Raw genomic sequence first — 16,739 nt, forward strand, 5'->3', positions numbered from 1 at the left:
TGGCTTATAACGTCTTGTCTTGCCAGTCAGTCGGTCAAGCAGGTCAATCAATGTGAGGCACGATAGGCACCAACGGTTTCAAAGATATTTTGAGCCTTAATTTGCGCTAGGCCTGTGCCCTTTTTCCAATCCTTCGAGTTCTTTAATGGATTAAATGGGACGTTTTAAACGCCCAAGATCCAGCCTTCTTCTTGCTCAACGATGGTAATTTGCGCCGCAGTTAAGGATTTTGCCGGACCAAAACAAGCGGATAATTTGCCTGCTTCATCCAAACCTGCAAAATGCGCCCCAATAGCACGCACTTGCGCTAAATCCTTGACCTCGCCAGCTTTCCCCTGCGTTTTGAGCATGGAGGGATAGATTTCGGCCATCACAATACGGACGTCCTTTAAATCCTCACGGATCAGTGGTTTAAATCCTGTCTCAAAAGGCCAAATACGTGCATCCTCGCGCAGGTCGCGCAGCTTTTGGACAATAGGGATCCCAACCAACGCCTGCGAACCGACCGAGCCTGCGGTAAAAAGTTTCCAGACCGGACTTGCCGCTTTGACCAATTGCTCGGTCAAGCGATGTTCAGGTAGATCGGAAGCTTCATGGGGGCGGGTTTTTTTGGAGTCCAAAGTGGTCAAAACGTCGCGTGGCGGGCAACCCCAAAATGGGAAAGGACCATTTGAAATCAGTCGATTCATGCGGGCTGCAACTTGAAATCGATTATTGGCATTATTTGTTTTATCTTTGATTTCCTTAGATAAAAATAAATGCATAGCCTGCCAAGCCGGCCCTTCTAGCTTCAAAGCTGCTGCGGTTCCATGCGGATAGCCCATAGGAAAATCAAAGCCGATTAAGGTGCGATCACCGCGCTTATCAAATTCGGTTAACAGCGTACTTATAGTTTCAAGCGCACCATGACGGGTTGGGGGATTTTGTGCTTCAAATCGCAATTGTAACCGCACATCGCGCCGCAATATGCCGATCCAGATTGAGTCTACACCCAAACTTGGCTTGGCCGCGGCAGACCAATCCACCATCACATAATTATCAAAGAGACGGCTCATCGGTATGTTCCTAAACCAAGCTTAAATGGCAAATTTGGCTTCTACAAGTTAGGAGCAGTTTCGTCACGCCCAAATTGTATAGCTTAGTGGTCATACAAGAGGCTAAGATAATTTGACCAACATTTTTCCGGCGTTGACCCCGTTAAACAGACCGATAAATGCGGCGGGCGCCTTATCAATCCCGGTCATGATGGTTTCTTCCCATTTGATATCACCCGACTTAATCCAACCCCCCATTTCTTCTACAAACTGAGCGTGTAAATGAGCAAAGTTTGAAACGATGAAACCTTGAATTTTTAGGCTTTTTCCAATTACATTGATTAAGTTCTTAGGCCCCGATGTTGGGCGTGTTGCATTATACTGGCTGATCATACCGCATTCAGCAAAGCGAGCCCCAACGCGAGCGACTTCCAACGCGACTTCAAGATGTTCACCCCCTACATTGTCAAAATACATATCGATCCCTTGGTGGGCGCACGATTGCACGGCCTTAAGCAAGTTAGGCGCTGTTTTGTAATTGATGACTTCATCCACGCCGACTGATTTCAGCCAAGCCGCCTTAGCCTCCGATCCACATGATGCAACAACGTTACAACCCTTAAGCTTGGCGATCTGGCAAACCAAAGAGCCAACGGCACCTGCAGCCCCAGAAACAAAAACAGTTTCACCCGCTTTAGGTGTGCAGATTTCTAAAAAGCCACAATATGCGGTCATGCCCGGCATGCCCATCACGCCCAAAAACGCTTGTAGCGCAATGCCATGGGTGTCGACTTTGGTGAAAAGGGCTTTTGGGCCCTGTGCAATTTCGCGCCAACCCAGCATATGGGTCACGATGTCGCCGACAGCAAAATCGGTGTCGCCACTGGCGATGACTTCACCAATAGCGTGGCCTTGCAACGTCTCCCCTAAACCAAAGGGGGGAACATAGCTTGGCCGATCATACATGCGACCACGCATATAGGGGTCAACGCTCATCCAATAGTTCCTGACCTGCACCATGCCGGGGCTTGGATCATCATATGTCACATGTGCCAGTTCAAAATTCTGGGGCGTTGGTTCGCCGTCGGGACGCGAAATGAGGCGAATTTCGCGCGAGGTGAGCTGTGACATTTTTTTCTCCCATATCAATTGTAAGGCGATTGACGGCCTTTTGGTGTGGGGTCAAGCCAACTTTGATGGTGATTGGTGTCGGCATTGAGTTAAAGCCATGTTGATCATGAGCGCTACATGGTATGACCATGGATCCAATCTGAGCCAAGAGCGAAAGGCAGTAGGTTTTGATAGGGTCCGTACTTCCATTCCCCTTCAGTCCAAGCGTGACCAATCAATTGGTCCCATGAATTGGCCGCAGATGCCCGTCCTTGGAAAAAATGCAAGCATGAATCTCTTGTGTGCTCCAGCCTTTGAAACAAGGCTCGTGTCAGGCTAGTTTGGCATGCATGCAACAGGCCAAACCAAAGCTTCGTATCGTTTCGGTCCAATTGAACCCTATTGTGGGTGATATTGTGGGCAATCGAAGAATGGCTGAACAAGCTCTTGAAATCGCTGCCCATAGCCAAGCCGATATTGTTGTGTTCTCTGAATTATTTATCATTGGCTATCCCCCCGAAGACTTGGTTTTAAAGCCTGCCGCAGTGCGAGATTGTCGTGCAGCCATTGATGTCCTTGCACACATGACTGCCGATCTGGCTTTGACTGTGGTCATTGGAACGCCGTGGCGCACAGCCGAGGGGCTCTTTAACGCAGTTGTCGTCCTCTCTCACGGTGAAATACAAGCGGTGCGCTATAAGCATGAATTGCCCAATTATGCAGTTTTTGATGAGAAGCGTGTATTTGATCCGGGTCCATTACCTAGCCCAGTTGACATATGTGGCGTGCGCATCGGAATCCCTATTTGTGAAGATATCTGGTTTGATCGGGTTACACATGCACTCCACACCCAAGGTGCGCAACTCCTCCTCGTCCCCAATGGCTCGCCCTATCGTCGTGGTGTGACGCTTGAGCGTTTGGCCTGTGCTACCGAACGTGTATATGAAACCAAAGTTCCATTATTATATGTTAATCAAGTCGGTGGGCAGGATGAATTATGTTTTGACGGTGGCAGTTTTGCTTTAAGCCACACTGGCGAGTGCGTCCAATCCTTATCCAATTTTAGAGCTACATTGGCGATATCTGACTGGCAATGGCGTGAAGGTCATTGGATATGTGTGCAAGCGGAACAGCAAGAGACTTGTAGCAACCAGCAGGCCGATTATGCAGCTATGGTGTTGGCGTTGCGTGATTATGTCAATAAAAACGGCTTTCCAAGCGTCATTTTAGGTCTATCTGGTGGGATTGATTCTGCGTTGAGTGCGGCTGTCGCAACCGATGCTTTAGGGCCACAGCGTGTGACCTGTCTGATGATGCCTTCGCGTTTTACCAGTCAGGAGAGTTTGGCAGATGCCAAAGATAATGCAGCCCGATTGGGCACTGCCTATCACGTGTTACCGATTGAGGGTGTAGTCGCTGGTTTTACAGACATTCTGGACCCCCATTTTGAAGGTACCCAGTCTGGAATAGCTGAAGAAAATATACAAAGCCGGGCACGCGGTGTGCTTTTGATGGCTTTATCCAACAAATTCGGTCAGATGGTCTTAACAACCGGCAATAAAAGCGAAATGGCCGTCGGCTATGCCACCCTTTATGGCGACATGTGTGGCGGCTATAACGTCCTCAAAGACCTTTATAAGATGCAGGTCTACACGCTGGCCAGATGGCGCAATGCCAACACGTGCGAAATTGGTTTGGGGCCGGCGGGGGAGGTGATCCCGCAACGCATCATCGACAAGGCCCCCTCTGCTGAGTTGCGCGACAATCAAACCGATCAAGACAGCTTACCGCCCTATCCGGTGCTGGACGACATTTTGCACGCTTTTGTCGAAGAAGAAGCTGAGATCGAGGAGGTGATCGCACGAGGTCACGCGCCAGAGCTGGTGCACCGTATTCAAAACCTGCTTTATCTGGCCGAATATAAGCGTCGCCAAGCGCCTCCAGGGGTGAAACTAGGTTCGCGCAACTTTGGGCGGGATCGACGTTATCCCATCACCAATCGATATCGGGATCGTAACTGATCGAAGCTTAGTGCCTGTCTTGGAGGAAGACACTAATTGAACTCAAAGATCCGATCTCAATCTCTCAATGCGTTACTTCATTTGAGCATTACTCAGCGCTTCTATGGAATAAAGCCCTTGATACACTTTAAGCCTATGTCATTGTTAACGATGTGACGGATTAACAATATAGGGTGTGTATGGGTCATGCGGGTCTGATCATGATACAAGTCCCGCTCACGATCCATAATCGATGTCATTGAGGCTTCAATTTAAATAGTCGAGGCTAATACTTGCATAAGACATCCTCAAGTTCGCCTGTTTGGCTTCGCCCTGCATAAAGTGCGCGACTTAGGTTGTGAGATGCACAAAATCGGTCGGCATCCAATTGTTGACGATCACGACCGTCTACAACCAAACCTGGAAAGAACACAGTTCCTCGACCTGCGACAAAGCGTCCAGAATAGGTTGTTGGGCGGTCCTCATTTTTATGACCGAGATTGCCACCAGAGCCTAGATCATTGAAATCGGTATAGCCATTCGGAGCACGGCCTCCGACATAGCGTGCAGATGAAATGCGGCCCCGAAAGGAACGCAAATCAGGCACTCTATCGTTGTAAATACGACAGCGCGTGCCATAAAAAGGGTCGAGACAAACCTGCCACTCACCACGGGCCAGAAGGCTCCCGGCTGCTTCATCAAACCCGTGCTCTCTAAGGTCGGGGCTATCTGTGCTTAAGGTTAAGGTCTGTCCGGTATAATTGAGGCCCGTAAATAAGGTCAAAGAAGGTCGACCCCGATCAAAGTGCTGTGCGTAGGCTGGTGCCATGCCAGCTTGAACCAAAAAAGTGATCATCATAACCGTCAACAACTTATTCATGTCCAACCTCACCAAAACATGACGACCGATGGATAGTTGGCACGAAGATAAGCAAAATATCTGAACCCGTGGTGAGGCACCCATTAGGCGTGTGTTCATTTAATAGGCCACAAAATTGGCACTATGGCTCTCAATCTGGGTAGAGGGCATAAGCACGATCAATCATATGTTCATAAAGTTTATTGTGAGCCACCCTTGGCAAGAGGGTAGAGTTGTGGTTCGTTAAACTATGATAACAACATTTAGATCGTCTGTTTTGTTCTGGAGTGCTGCCCTCTTCAGCTTGGTTGTAGCCTTTGTACCACAGCTGTGCCACAGCCAAGGACTCCCGATTGCGTCAACCCCGAAAGACGCCGTTTGGCCATGGGACGGTTCTGACCTTAAGCCTGATCCAACCATTGTGTACGGGGTTTTGCCCAATGGTATGCGATATGCAATCCGCGTGAATAAATTACCTGAAAAGCAAGTCGCACTGCGGTTGCGCTTAGACGCAGGCTCCAAATATGAGCGCGACGATCAGCGCGGCTTCGCCCATATGATCGAGCATATGGCCTTTAATGGATCAACCAATATTCCCGAAGGCGAATTGACTAAGACAATGGAACGGTTGGGCTCAAGCTTTGGCAGCCACGTCAATGCCCACGTCAATTATAATGAAACCATGTATAAACTCGATTTACCAAGCGCCGATGGCGGACGCTTAGATAAAGCCTTATCGATTTTTCGCGAGACCGCTGATCGGCTCTTGCTCAAGGAAGAAGCAATCAAACGCGAAATTGGCGTGGTGATCTCAGAGCTCAATGACGGGGAGGGACCTGCGCGAAGGATCAGCCGCCAGATCAACGCCTTTTACTTCCCCAATGACCGCGAAACCCTGCGTGAACCCATTGGGTTGCGAGCAAGTGTGGAAGGGGCAAATTCTACGAAGCTGCGCGAGTTCTATGAGACATGGTATCGCCCAGAACGCGCGATTTTGGTGATCAGTGGCGACGTGGATGTCGAAGCAACCAAGGCGATGATTGCGGCGAAATTTTCGGATTGGAAAGCCAAGACCAAGACCGCTCCTCCTGCTCCAGATAATGGTAGCTGGACCGTCACGCCGGCACGCGCGCTTGTTTTGGTGGAACCAGAACAGCCCGTTGTTGCGATCGTCAATCTCGTGCGACCGGATGAGACCGACTATGGTGAGTTGGATACATCCGAAAGACGGGCTTGGTGGCGGTTGCAAAGCGTTGCAGAGAACGTGTTTTCGCGCCGTCTAGCGAGTTTGCAATTGGTGGATAATCCACCCACGACAGCCGTATTTTTTAACACGACCAAACGCAAGAATGGTTGGGTAGCAACCCTTGCGGTGGTGCCGCGCGATGGCGATTGGAAGGCGGGGCTGAAGGCTGTTTCACAAGAATTGCGCCAAGCCCTTGCCACTGGCTTTACCGCTGAAGAAATTGCTGAAGCCATTAAGGATCGGCGTTTGGGTTTAGAGCGGGCGATCATTCAAGAACCAACCAGACGAACCACGGGGTTAGTCTCGTCCATTGTCTCTGATCTTGGTACCGATGATGTGCCCACAAGTCCCGTGGATGAGAAAGCCTTATTTGATTTGGCGATACCAGACATCACACCCCAAGCAGTTCATGAGGCGTTTTCTTGGTGGTGGCGCGGGGTGGAGCCTGGGATCACTTTGATCACAAAACAGCCGATTGCCGAAGGTGAAACCGCTGTTCTTTCTGCTTGGCAATCGGCGATGTCGGGGGCTTTGGAGAAACGCGAAGTCAAGCAAAAAGTTGAATTTAAACCTTTGATTCCAGGGCCACCTGGAAAAATGGCTAAGGTTGAAGACTTAATTCACCCAAAAGCTAAGATTGTTACATTTGAAAATGGGGTGAGGCTCATTTTCCATAAGACCAATTATACCAAAGACCGTGCCTTTGTTCGGGTGATCATCAATGCTGGATTTCTGGTGTTTCCTTATAGGGATGTAGCTTGGCCAATGTTCGCGGGTGCTTCTTGGAGCGGGGATGGTATTAAAGATTTGACCCTTGATCAGGCAATCAGTGTGTTCGCTGGCCGCTCCACCAGCTTGGCCGGGGTGAGCTTGGGAAGTACCACCCTAGATATCACAGCTTCCCCTGCGGCCGCCGACCTGCCCGAACAAGTACAATTGATGCTGTCGCAATTGATTGAGCCTAGAATGGGACCGCGACCTGCTTTGTTGATCCGCGAAATGCTCAGCTCAACTTGGGACTCAGCACGATTAACTGCGGGCGATTGGTTTTCTTTTAATTCAGCAACATTTTTTGAAACGGGTCATCCTATGTATGATGCCCCTAACTTAGCGCGCATTTTGGCCAGCGATGATGCGCAAGGCAAATCTTGGCTCACTCGGTTGCAACGAGAAGGGACCATTCATATCGTGGTCGTAGGGGACGTCGATTTTGATCCGGTGGTGGACGCCGTCGCCAAGACATTTGGTGCATTGCCTACCAGACCTGGCCTCAAGCTGGATGTTGCTCAACTAAGCACCATTCGATCAGTACCGACTGGTCAAGCTGCACGCGTATTGACACACAAGGGCCCAGCCGAACAAGCGATTGTGCATATATCGTGGCGCACCCCTGGATATGTTGATCGTGATCGTGCCGAAAAAATGGGGGCGCTAGCTGCAATCATGCAATTGCGTTTAACCGATAAGGTGCGCGAAGCATCCGGTAAATCCTATTCGCCAGATGGCGGCTGGGTCGCAACCCTTTATGCGGATCTGGGCCGTTTTTATGCCCAAGCCAACGTAGAACCCGATCAAGTCAAACCGATTGCGGCTGTTATTGATCGCATTGCCGCCGATTTGGTTCGTGATGGCGTAAGCGCCGATGAGCTGAACCGGGTAATCGCTCCGGCGGTTGAAGCCCAAGGTCGTGCACGACAAAATAATGGCTATTGGAGTTCGATGTTGAGCGAGCTTAATACACCCAAATTGCCAGGCAGCCCGTCCGGTTATGGCCTAGATCGGGAAGCAAGTACAGAAACCAGATTAAAGGCCATTACGCTAAAGCAACTTCATGAGATTGCCAAACGTTATCTGGTGCCGCAAAACTCAATCCGGATAGAAGTCTTACCAGAAAAAGCGCTACCACCCAAAGCCAATGCACCAAAGCCTAAGCCCTAGGGTTTAGGGGCTTCTCATGGATAGGATTAGTCCACAATCTTTATGGTGTGAAGGCTCTCTCATTCATCATGGATTGTAAATCCAGTAAGAACGGTGGGTTCTTGGTAGAAGGTTTCAGAAGAACTGGCTTAATTGGTTGCAATTAGGGGCGCTCACGCGTATGGACGCGCTTCAGTTTTGAGGGTGATCCAGATTTGGTCACCTTACTTTTGAAATGGAACCTGCATCATGGCAGTGCCTAAGCGTAAAACCACTCCATCTCGCCGCGGAATGCGACGTTCTCACGATGCATTGGGTGGCAATTCCTATGTTGAAGACAAGGATTCAGGCGAATTGCGTCGCCCCCATCATATTGACCTGAAGACTGGTATGTATCGCGGTCGTCAGGTTATCACACCCAAAGAAGACTGAATCTGAGCTTTCATAAGAGGAAAAAACCCTGTTCTTGCGGGGTTTTTTGAGTTGAGTTTGGACCCTAAATCTTAGGAAGCCTCTTGCTCCACAAGTCTTGTAAACACGCCTTCAAACATCGCCACGGTCAGACGACCCGTATTGGTGTTGTAGCGGCTACAATGATAGGAATCATGGAGGCATAATGATCCCAATTGATGACGGGCCCCATGCTTGAACCGGTGCCTAGCCAATTGGCCTCCAAGCTGTTTGACTGTTGATTCATGGCTGATCTGACCCAGACAAATGATGTGTTTTAGGTTAGGAAGGGCTTGGATTTGTCGCTTTAAGAACGGCGCGCAATTGGCAATTTCAGATGGGATTGGCTTGTTTTCTGGTGGAGCGCATTGAACTGCATTCGTGATCATGACACCGTGTAACTTCAAATCATCCGCGCCGTTTGGATCATAGGTTCCCGTGGAGAGCTTAAACTTAGCTAGCGTTTGATATAATAGATCACCCGCCCAATCACCGGTGAAAGGCCGACCGGTCCTGTTCGCCCCCCCGCGTCCTGGTGCCAAACCTACAATCAATAACCAGGCCAACCTATCGCCAAAAGCTGGGGCAGGGCCGTTAAACCAATGCGGGTTTTCAGCTTGATTGCGCGCCCGATAGGCGGTTAGTCGTGGGCAAAGCGCGCAATCTCGCTTTGGGCTGATCAATTCCATCTACCTATAACTTGCCGCATTTCAGCAATTAGGCCAAGCAATTGGCCCTAGGCCTCACCTTCAAATTCATCTTCAATAACTTCAAAATCATCTTCGAGATCATCGAGAAATTCATCCCCATCACCGATTGAGTCTGCGCGATAGCCTCCACGGGGATTCTCATACCCATCTGGGCGAGGTGGACGACCAATCAAGCTTGCTAAATCTGCTAAATCGATGAAAGTGTCGGCTTGACGGCGTAATTCATCCGCTATCATCGGTGGCTGAGTTTTGATTGAGGACACCACAGAAACCCTTGGACCACGGCGTTGGACCGCTTCGATCAGTTGACGAAAATCACCATCTCCTGAAAATAAGACGATGTGATCAATATGGGGGGCGAGTTCCATCATATCTACTGCAATCTCAATATCCATATCTCCTTTGACGCGCCGGCGACCTAGGGTATCGGTGAATTCTTTGGCAGGTTTTGTTATAACATTAAAACCATTGTAATCCAACCAATCCGCCAGTGGTCGCACTGGACTATATTCAACTTCTTCAAGAATAGCTGTATAATAACTAGCACGAACGAGACGACCACGCTTCTTAAACTCTTCAAGAAGTTTGCGATAATCAACGTCAAAGCCAAGTGTACGAGCTGCTGCGTAGAAATTAGCACCATCGATGAAAAGCGCGATTCGTTCATTGGGATAAAAAGTCATGGTTTTTCTTAAGTCCTCTCAACAATACCTACCAAAAGCTTCAACAAATGCATCCGGAGTCTATGTTAGCCTTGGCTCAAACCTCAGCGTACAAAATTTAGTTCCTCAAGAAATTATTCTTGAAGCACTAGGATTAATGACACAAAATGGTGAATGTGTCATTAGGTGTTCGTCATTATGGATCACAAAAGCTTGGCCACAACATTGTTCAAATCCTGATTATACTAACGCTGTGTGCAAAATTATGCCAATGGATAGTGATCCCGTAGCTTTGTTACGACGATTGCATTGGATTGAGGCAATTTTAGGTCGCACCCGCGATGTCAACAATCAATGGGCAAACCGGACTTTGGATCTAGACCTACTTGATTATAATGGCATGATTAAGGATGAATCGGATTGTTTGAATTTGCCCCACCCACGACTGCAAGAGCGTGACTTTGTGTTACGCCCCTTGTTAGAAATAGCACCTGATTGGCGTGATCCCCGTACAGGGGAAAGGGGTAAGTTACTGTTGAAGCGCCTAGAAAAGACTGGCAAACTCAATGGCTGTATCAAATTAGCAAACCCGAACCCAAGAACGCTTGCACAGATAGCTGCCCAATTATAGCCCAGTTATAGCCCAAATATAACTTTGTGATCCATATGCGTGCGGTGGTTGAGAAGCCTCACTTTATAGACTAGAATGATAAATCGAATTCCGAACAGGATAACAATATGGCCCGCGTGACGGTAGAGGATTGCGTTGAACGCGTCCCAAATAGATTTTCTCTTGTTTTATATGCAGCGCACCGCGCCCGCCAAATTTCAGGTGGAGCCTCCCTGACCCTTGAACGTGATCGCGATAAGGATCCAGTAGTTGCGCTACGTGAGATTGCCGAAGTTACCGTTGATACGGAAGAATTGCGCGATGGTTTGGTGGCCTCTTTACGTGAAGTGCGTCCACATGCTGTTCGTGAAGAAGAAGAGAGTGATTTGTTGGCACTCGAGGCACCCGTGATAGCAACTGAAGACGAAGTTCTTCGTGCCTTGCAGCAAGAGCAAGAGGCCGTACGCGAAGACCCCTATTAATCCTTAAGCTTTAAGATGGGCGATGACACATCCACTCCGACCATAGATCAATCAAGGGAATTACCATTCCCAGAACATATAGTGCGCCCACCCAGTCGCGGACGCATCCTGCGGCAATATGAATTGGTTGATCGTATCCGGGCCTATGATCCAGATGTGGATGAAGATGCCATCAATCGCGCTTATGTCTTTGCGATGCAACGCCATGGTAGTCAACTGCGTGCATCGGGAGATCCTTATTTCGCCCACCCTATAGAAGTTGCAGGGATTTTAACTGAATTAAGGCTGGATAGCGCGTCAATCATCACGGGTTTATTGCACGATACAATTGAAGATACCACCGCTACCAGCTCTGAAATTGAGCATTTATTCGGCCATGAAGTCGCTCAATTGGTGGATGGGGTTACCAAATTATCTCAGCTTGAGCTTAATTCTAATCGCACCAAGCAGGCTGAGAATCTGCAGAAATTCATTCTGGCGCTCTCAAAAGATGTGCGGGTATTATTGGTCAAATTAGCCGACCGGTTGCACAACATGCGAACGCTTAATTATATCAAAAAGCGTGAAAAAAGGGAGCGCATAGCCCGCGAGACCGCAGATATTTATGCCCCCCTTGCGCGGCGTATGGGTATACAGCGGTTTTCAGGAGAGCTTGAAGAACTTGCTTTTGAACATCTTCACCCACAAGCCGCTAAAACCATCCATGAGCAACTGACCAATTTGCGCGTGCAAAGGGCAGACGCGGTCGCAACTGTCACCCAAAAAATTAGCGCTGCACTTGAAGCGTCAGGGATTGAAGCCATGGTGGTTGGGCGCGAAAAAAGAGCTTATTCAATCTGGAAAAAGCTCGAGAGAAAATCAATTTCTTTTTCTGAAGTCACAGATCTTTATGGCTTTCGGGTTGTGGTTGATCGTGTAAGTGATTGTTACGCCGCCCTTGGGGTTATTCATGAGGCATGGTCGTGTGTTCCAAATCGCTTTAAGGACTTTATTTCAGTTCCCAAGCCAAATGGTTACCGCTCAATTCATACTGGTATTGTAGGACCCAATGCGACTTCGGTCGATATTCAAATACGCACGCACGACATGAACCGTATTGCAGAAGATGGGGTTGCTGCTCATTGGCGTTACAAGAACAGTAGCTATGGCTATCACCCGCTTGAAGAAAATGGCAGCGACCCTTTAGCACCTCTACGCAGTTTGGTTGAGATACTTGAGCATGGTGGCGATCCTGAGGAATTTCTGGAAAATGCCAAGCTCGAAATGTTTCAAGATCAAGTGTTTGCCTTTACCCCAAAGGGTGACTTGATCGTGCTACCCTATGGTGCGACCCCCTTGGATTTTGCTTATGCCGTCCATACCCGCATAGGTGATACCACAGTGGGTGCACGGATCAATGGTGAAGAGCGACCCTTACGTACGGCATTAACCAATGGTGACGTGGTTGAGATTTTGCGCTCGGACCGCCGTCGCCCTGTCGCGGACTGGGAATCGGTTGCGGTCACGGGTAAAGCGCGTTCTGCCATACGTCGTTTGGTTCGCGAAAGTGAGCGCGAAGAGTTTACAACCCTTGGTAAACGTTTAGCCGGGCACGCTTTGCGCCGTGTTGGGGTCAATCCCGATGAGGTGAATTTAGAAGACGCGCTTCAACGCCTAAAATATGAAAGCTTGGACGAACTTTATGCTGCGATTGGTCGGGGGCGTTTAACCGGGGCCGTATTGGCGGAAGCGGCTGTTCCAGGATTTGTCCACAAAAGTGTATTAGGGGAACCACGCTTGATGATTGATGATGATCATGCGGGTGATTTTGTGCGTGGATCTGATCTGCGACCAGGTGTTGGCTTGCATTTCATGGCGTGTTGCTCCCCCTTGCCAGGGGATCGCATCGTTGGGGTGCATATGCCAGATCGGGGCGTGGAGGTACATACCATCGATTGTGAGCATCTGGCCGAACATGAGACCAACGAGGATCAATGGATCGATCTGGCTTGGTCCGATGAAGCCAAGCGCAACGGATTGGCTTTAGGTCGTTTGATCCTCAGTTGTGAGAATAGCAAGGGTGTGTTCGCCCAAGTAGGTAAAATAATCTCAGAATGTGATGGCAATATCACCAATGTTCGCGCCCAAAATCGGCGTGAAGACTTTATAGACCTGCTTGTCGATGTAGAAGTAGCTGATTCTAAACATTTAAATATAATTGCAGCTTCTTTAAGGGCTTTGCCAGTGGTTATTGATGTCAAACGATTACGTGGCTAGTCTCGTAGTCCATTACTTATATGGTCCAGAAGCAAGCGCATTTGGATTAACCCCAAAGTGCAAGTGTGTCAGCACCAGACTGGCAAAATCAACCATTAAAGTGGTAAGAAATGAGCATGACCAATGATGAAGTTCTGACTATCTTTCAATCGGCAGGGGCTCTGTTAGAGGGCCATTTCGTGTTAACTTCGGGTCGTCATAGTCGAACCTTCTTGCAAAAAGCCTTTGTTTTTATGAACCCTCAAGCTACAGAAGTTCTCTGTAAAGGCTTGGCCGCGCTGATTACCCAACGCTGGGGCCAAATCGATTATGTTGTCTCCCCAGCCGTAGGGGGAATTATCCCTGGTTATGAGACAGCCCGTCAATTAGGGGCTAAAGCGGTGTATGTTGAGCGTGAAGATGGTCAATTCAGGCTACGACGTGGCTTTTCTTTGCCGGCTGAAGCACGGGTAGTTATCGTTGAAGATATTGTTACAACTGGTATTTCTGTGCGAGAAACCTTAGAGGCCATCAAGAATGAACCTTTCGTAATCCTAGGGGCGGCCGTTATCATCGACCGCTCAGCTGGACGTGCCGATGTGGGGTGTGAGCTGGTGGCGCTTGCTTCCATTGAGATTGAAAGCTTTGCACCCGACGACATTCCTGCGGATTTACGTTCTATCCCAGCGATCAAGCCCGGAAGCCGTGCCCTGACACATGGACTTCATACATGAAGGCGGGCTCATATCAACGCTTGGGGGTCAATATTGATCATGTTGCAACCATTAGAAACGCTAGAGGTGGCTCTCATCCAGATCCTTTAAGGGCGGCTTTTATGGCCGCACAAGCAGGTGCCGACGGTATAACTTTGCATCTACGCGAAGACCGCCGCCATATTCGCGATGAGGATTTAGAGGGCTTAATTGCGCGAGTCAGTTTGCCCATCAATCTGGAACTTGCCGCCACCGAAGAAATGGTAGAAATAGCACTGCGCCACAAAACCCATGCGGTGTGTATAGTTCCAGAAAAGCGAGAAGAGCGCACAACTGAAGGTGGTCTTGATGTGGCTAGGCTACATCATTCCATTGCGCCGTTGGTTCAAACCCTCAGTGCCGCAGGGCGTCGGGTGTCTTTATTCGTTGAGCCTGACCCCATTCAATTGGCGGTTGCAGAAGCTATGGGCGCTCATGTGGTTGAGTTGCATACCGGTGCCTATGCGGAAGCGGCCTTGAACGGCGATAAGCAGCTTGCTGATTATTTGGCTGTACAATTAGCTGATGCGGCGCGATTGGGTACTAAGCGCGGCCTTGAAATCCATGCTGGGCACGGTCTCACTTTTGAGAATGTGAAGCCTATTGCCGCCATTCACGAAGTGGTGGAGCTCAATATTGGTCATTTTCTCATAGGTGAAGCCATTTTCACGGGATTGGATGGGGCCATCAAACGTATGCGCGCTTTGATGGATGAAGCACGCTCATGATTGTTGGTATTGGTAGTGATCTTTGTCGGATTGATCGCATTGAGCAAACCTTGGCCCGATTTGGGACACGGTTTGAGAGTCGATGTTTCACACCGTTTGAGCAGGCACGGGCGAACCTAAGGCCGATGCAAAAATCCAACACCTATGCTAAACGATTTGCAGCCAAAGAAGCTTGCTCAAAAGCCTTGGGAACAGGCATGCGGGCAGGGGTAGCTTGGCGCGATATAGGTGTGGTAAATACCCCAATTGGTAAACCAAGCTTGAGTTTGACCGGAGGCGCGCTGAAACGTTTGCAAGAACTGGTACCACAAGGCTTTAGAGCTGATATACACTTAAGTCTCACCGATGATCATCCTTATGCACTTGCGTTTGTGGTGATTGGACTTTTGCCCCACCCCATATCTCAAAATGAAATGATTTTATATGCTTGACGCGACGACACCTGATCCAAAATCGCCCAAATCATTAGCTCCAGCACCTAAGGGCGAGAGCATAAAAGACAATATCAAGACCGTGTTTTTTGCTTTGAGCATTGCTTTTGTCCTCCGGGTCTTTTTATTTCAACCCTTTAATATTCCTTCAGAATCCATGCGTCCTGGCCTTGTCGTAGGGGATTATTTATGGACCTCGAAGTGGGATTATGGCTTTAGCCATGTCTCCATTCCTTTTGAGCCTAAACTATTTAAGGGTCGGATTTTCGGCCATGAACCCACGCGTGGTGATGTGGTTGTGTTTAAATTACCCGCCGATGGTAAAACCGATTATATCAAGCGCCTCATTGGATTACCAGGTGATCGGATTCAAGTTGTTGGCGGACAATTGATTATCAATGGCACCCCGGTTCCCCATGAATTATTGCAACCAGAAACCATCAAGGATCAAAGCGGAAATGTGTTGAGCGTCAATCGTTACAAGGAAACATTACCCAACGGTCGCTCCTATATTACCTATGACATGCAAACCAATGGCATGTTTGATGACACACAAGTGTTTGTTGTACCCGAAGGCCATTATTTTATGATGGGTGACAATCGCGATAATTCAACAGACAGCCGTGCTGACCCGATCCTTCAATCGGGAGTTGGCTTTGTACCAGCTGAAAACTTGGTTGGGCGCGGGCGAATTGTTCTTTTGTCTTTTGATGAAACAACGCGTTTTTATCTGCCTTGGACTTGGTTCACAGGCATGCGGTGGGATCGACTTGCCGTACCAATTCGATGACACGACAAGCTCAGATGCGGGCGCTCCAAGCCAGACTTGGTTACGAATTCAAGGATAAGGCATTGTTAGAGCGCGCATTGACTCACAAGTCACGTGGGGATGGGCAGCCAGGTTTTATGCATAATGAGCGGCTGGAATGGCTTGGAGACCGGGTGTTGGGTCTTATGGCGGCGGAGCGCTTGTTCCACATGTACGCACGAGCCGAAGAAGGGGAACTAACCCGCCAGTTCAATGCCATCGTATCGGGTAAAAATTGTGCACAAGCCGCGCGCGAGCTCGATTTAACACATTTGGTCGAAGTATCTCGCGGATTAAGTGCGGACGCCGTTGCAGAGAGTGATTCAATTTTAGGCGATGCTTTTGAAGCCTTGATGGCCGCTCTCTGGCTGGATGGCGGCAGACATGCGGTTGAAGGTTTGTTTGAACTTGTTTGGGTCAGTGGCCAAACACCATCATCTGGCAGCCGTAATCCTAAAAGCGCATTGCAGGAATGGGCTCAAAAACGCGGTCTTTCAACCCCTTTCTATAAGGTTGTCGAGCGTGATGGCCCAGACCATGCACCAAGATTTGTCGTAGAGGTCAAGCTAGGCACGCTGGTTGCCCGCGCCCAAGGGTCATCCAAGCAAAATGCAGAACGTGCAGCGGCCCTTGCCCTCCTGAAACAAGGCGGATTAGGTGTCTGATCATAGAGAAAATGTGTCGATAAAAGATGCTTCAGTCCCG

16 protein-coding genes are annotated in these 16,739 nt (G+C 49.1%); 11 read left to right on the top strand and 5 right to left on the bottom strand.

Features of this window, described 5'->3' with window-relative positions; translation table 11 throughout:
* Positions 1-164: 164 nt before the first annotated feature.
* Positions 165-1,055, bottom strand: coding sequence for a cobalamin biosynthesis protein CbiG (locus tag PsB1_RS00005; RefSeq protein ID WP_284358313.1), 891 nt, complete (start codon positions 1,053-1,055; stop codon positions 165-167).
* Between the two features lie 102 nt (positions 1,056-1,157).
* Positions 1,158-2,165, bottom strand: a complete 1,008-nt coding sequence (locus PsB1_RS00010; RefSeq protein ID WP_284358314.1) for an NADP-dependent oxidoreductase — start codon at positions 2,163-2,165, stop codon at positions 1,158-1,160.
* 329 nt (positions 2,166-2,494) lie between these two features.
* Between PsB1_RS00010 and PsB1_RS00015 the strand changes: the two genes are divergently transcribed.
* Positions 2,495-4,165, top strand: a complete 1,671-nt coding sequence (locus PsB1_RS00015) for an NAD+ synthase (protein ID WP_284358315.1) — start codon at positions 2,495-2,497, stop codon at positions 4,163-4,165.
* Positions 4,166-4,430: 265 nt separating this feature from the next.
* On the opposite strand, the gene PsB1_RS00020 is transcribed toward PsB1_RS00015, so the two are convergent.
* Entirely contained in the window at positions 4,431-5,024 is a 594-nt protein-coding gene (locus PsB1_RS00020) for a beta/gamma crystallin family protein (RefSeq protein WP_284358316.1), read from the bottom strand.
* A gap of 229 nt (positions 5,025-5,253) precedes the next feature.
* Between PsB1_RS00020 and PsB1_RS00025 the strand changes: the two genes are divergently transcribed.
* Entirely contained in the window at positions 5,254-8,187 is a 2,934-nt protein-coding gene (locus tag PsB1_RS00025; RefSeq protein WP_284358317.1) for a M16 family metallopeptidase, read from the top strand.
* Positions 8,188-8,415: 228 nt separating this feature from the next.
* On the top strand, positions 8,416-8,598 hold the full coding sequence (rpmF, locus tag PsB1_RS00030; RefSeq protein ID WP_284358319.1) for a 50S ribosomal protein L32: 183 nt from the start codon (positions 8,416-8,418) through the stop codon (positions 8,596-8,598).
* A gap of 71 nt (positions 8,599-8,669) precedes the next feature.
* Here the strand turns inward: rpmF and PsB1_RS00035 are convergent, their stop codons facing one another.
* Together PsB1_RS00035 and PsB1_RS00040 are read right to left on the bottom strand one after the other, a co-directional pair.
* The gene (locus PsB1_RS00035) at positions 8,670-9,305 is read right to left on the bottom strand and encodes a uracil-DNA glycosylase (RefSeq protein WP_284358321.1); all 636 of its coding nucleotides are present in this window, start codon (positions 9,303-9,305) and stop codon (positions 8,670-8,672) included.
* Between the two features lie 47 nt (positions 9,306-9,352).
* On the bottom strand, positions 9,353-10,009 hold the full coding sequence (locus PsB1_RS00040) for a LabA-like NYN domain-containing protein (RefSeq protein ID WP_284358323.1): 657 nt from the start codon (positions 10,007-10,009) through the stop codon (positions 9,353-9,355).
* Between PsB1_RS00040 and folK the strand changes: the two genes are divergently transcribed.
* The 8 genes from folK to rnc all read left to right on the top strand — a co-directional run bounded on the left by folK (position 10,008) and on the right by rnc (position 16,699).
* Entirely contained in the window at positions 10,008-10,619 is a 612-nt protein-coding gene (folK, locus tag PsB1_RS00045) for a 2-amino-4-hydroxy-6-hydroxymethyldihydropteridine diphosphokinase (protein ID WP_284358325.1), read from the top strand. The genes PsB1_RS00040 and folK overlap by 2 nt on opposite strands.
* A 107-nt stretch (positions 10,620-10,726) precedes the next feature.
* Positions 10,727-11,080 carry a DNA-directed RNA polymerase subunit omega gene (gene rpoZ, locus PsB1_RS00050; RefSeq protein WP_284358326.1) on the top strand — a complete coding sequence of 118 codons (354 nt, stop codon included), beginning with the start codon at positions 10,727-10,729 and terminating at the stop codon, positions 11,078-11,080.
* A gap of 15 nt (positions 11,081-11,095) precedes the next feature.
* On the top strand, positions 11,096-13,336 hold the full coding sequence (locus tag PsB1_RS00055; protein WP_284358327.1) for a RelA/SpoT family protein: 2,241 nt from the start codon (positions 11,096-11,098) through the stop codon (positions 13,334-13,336).
* 116 nt (positions 13,337-13,452) lie between these two features.
* Complete coding sequence (pyrE, locus tag PsB1_RS00060; RefSeq protein ID WP_284358638.1) at positions 13,453-14,049, top strand: orotate phosphoribosyltransferase; 597 nt, start codon at positions 13,453-13,455, stop codon at positions 14,047-14,049.
* The gene (locus PsB1_RS00065; RefSeq protein WP_284358328.1) at positions 14,046-14,795 is read left to right on the top strand and encodes a pyridoxine 5'-phosphate synthase; all 750 of its coding nucleotides are present in this window, start codon (positions 14,046-14,048) and stop codon (positions 14,793-14,795) included. Before pyrE ends, PsB1_RS00065 begins: the two co-directional genes overlap by 4 nt.
* The gene (acpS, locus tag PsB1_RS00070; RefSeq protein ID WP_284358329.1) at positions 14,792-15,226 is read left to right on the top strand and encodes a holo-ACP synthase; all 435 of its coding nucleotides are present in this window, start codon (positions 14,792-14,794) and stop codon (positions 15,224-15,226) included. Before PsB1_RS00065 ends, acpS begins: the two co-directional genes overlap by 4 nt.
* Positions 15,219-16,016, top strand: a complete 798-nt coding sequence (gene lepB / locus PsB1_RS00075; protein WP_284358330.1) for a signal peptidase I — start codon at positions 15,219-15,221, stop codon at positions 16,014-16,016. Before acpS ends, lepB begins: the two co-directional genes overlap by 8 nt.
* A complete protein-coding gene (gene rnc, locus PsB1_RS00080) occupies positions 16,013-16,699 on the top strand; it encodes a ribonuclease III (protein WP_284358331.1) in 687 nt (228 codons plus the stop codon). The genes lepB and rnc overlap by 4 nt, the downstream gene beginning before the upstream one ends.
* The last annotated feature ends 40 nt before the right edge of the window (positions 16,700-16,739 follow it).

It is taken from the genome of Candidatus Phycosocius spiralis (genome assembly GCF_030158815.1).
Lineage (GTDB): Bacteria > Pseudomonadota > Alphaproteobacteria > Caulobacterales > Aquidulcibacteraceae > Aquidulcibacter > Aquidulcibacter spiralis.

Bases quoted from the DNA above. Each gene is read 5' to 3' on its own strand.
- lepB (WP_284358330.1), top strand. From the start codon at position 15,219: ATGCTTGACGCGACGACACCTGATCCAAAATCGCCCAAATCATTAGCT.
- PsB1_RS00010 (WP_284358314.1), bottom strand. From the start codon at position 2,165: ATGTCACAGCTCACCTCGCGCGAAATTCGCCTCATTTCGCGTCCCGAC.
- PsB1_RS00025 (WP_284358317.1), top strand. From the start codon at position 5,254: ATGATAACAACATTTAGATCGTCTGTTTTGTTCTGGAGTGCTGCCCTC.
- PsB1_RS00065 (WP_284358328.1), top strand. From the start codon at position 14,046: ATGAAGGCGGGCTCATATCAACGCTTGGGGGTCAATATTGATCATGTT.
- acpS (WP_284358329.1), top strand. From the start codon at position 14,792: ATGATTGTTGGTATTGGTAGTGATCTTTGTCGGATTGATCGCATTGAG.
- rnc (WP_284358331.1), top strand. From the start codon at position 16,013: ATGACACGACAAGCTCAGATGCGGGCGCTCCAAGCCAGACTTGGTTAC.
- rpmF (WP_284358319.1), top strand. From the start codon at position 8,416: ATGGCAGTGCCTAAGCGTAAAACCACTCCATCTCGCCGCGGAATGCGA.
- PsB1_RS00055 (WP_284358327.1), top strand. From the start codon at position 11,096: ATGGGCGATGACACATCCACTCCGACCATAGATCAATCAAGGGAATTA.
- PsB1_RS00015 (WP_284358315.1), top strand. From the start codon at position 2,495: ATGCAACAGGCCAAACCAAAGCTTCGTATCGTTTCGGTCCAATTGAAC.
- folK (WP_284358325.1), top strand. From the start codon at position 10,008: ATGGTTTTTCTTAAGTCCTCTCAACAATACCTACCAAAAGCTTCAACA.
- PsB1_RS00035 (WP_284358321.1), bottom strand. From the start codon at position 9,305: ATGGAATTGATCAGCCCAAAGCGAGATTGCGCGCTTTGCCCACGACTA.
- PsB1_RS00005 (WP_284358313.1), bottom strand. From the start codon at position 1,055: ATGAGCCGTCTCTTTGATAATTATGTGATGGTGGATTGGTCTGCCGCG.
- PsB1_RS00020 (WP_284358316.1), bottom strand. From the start codon at position 5,024: ATGAATAAGTTGTTGACGGTTATGATGATCACTTTTTTGGTTCAAGCT.
- PsB1_RS00040 (WP_284358323.1), bottom strand. From the start codon at position 10,009: ATGACTTTTTATCCCAATGAACGAATCGCGCTTTTCATCGATGGTGCT.
- pyrE (WP_284358638.1), top strand. From the start codon at position 13,453: ATGACCAATGATGAAGTTCTGACTATCTTTCAATCGGCAGGGGCTCTG.
- rpoZ (WP_284358326.1), top strand. From the start codon at position 10,727: ATGGCCCGCGTGACGGTAGAGGATTGCGTTGAACGCGTCCCAAATAGA.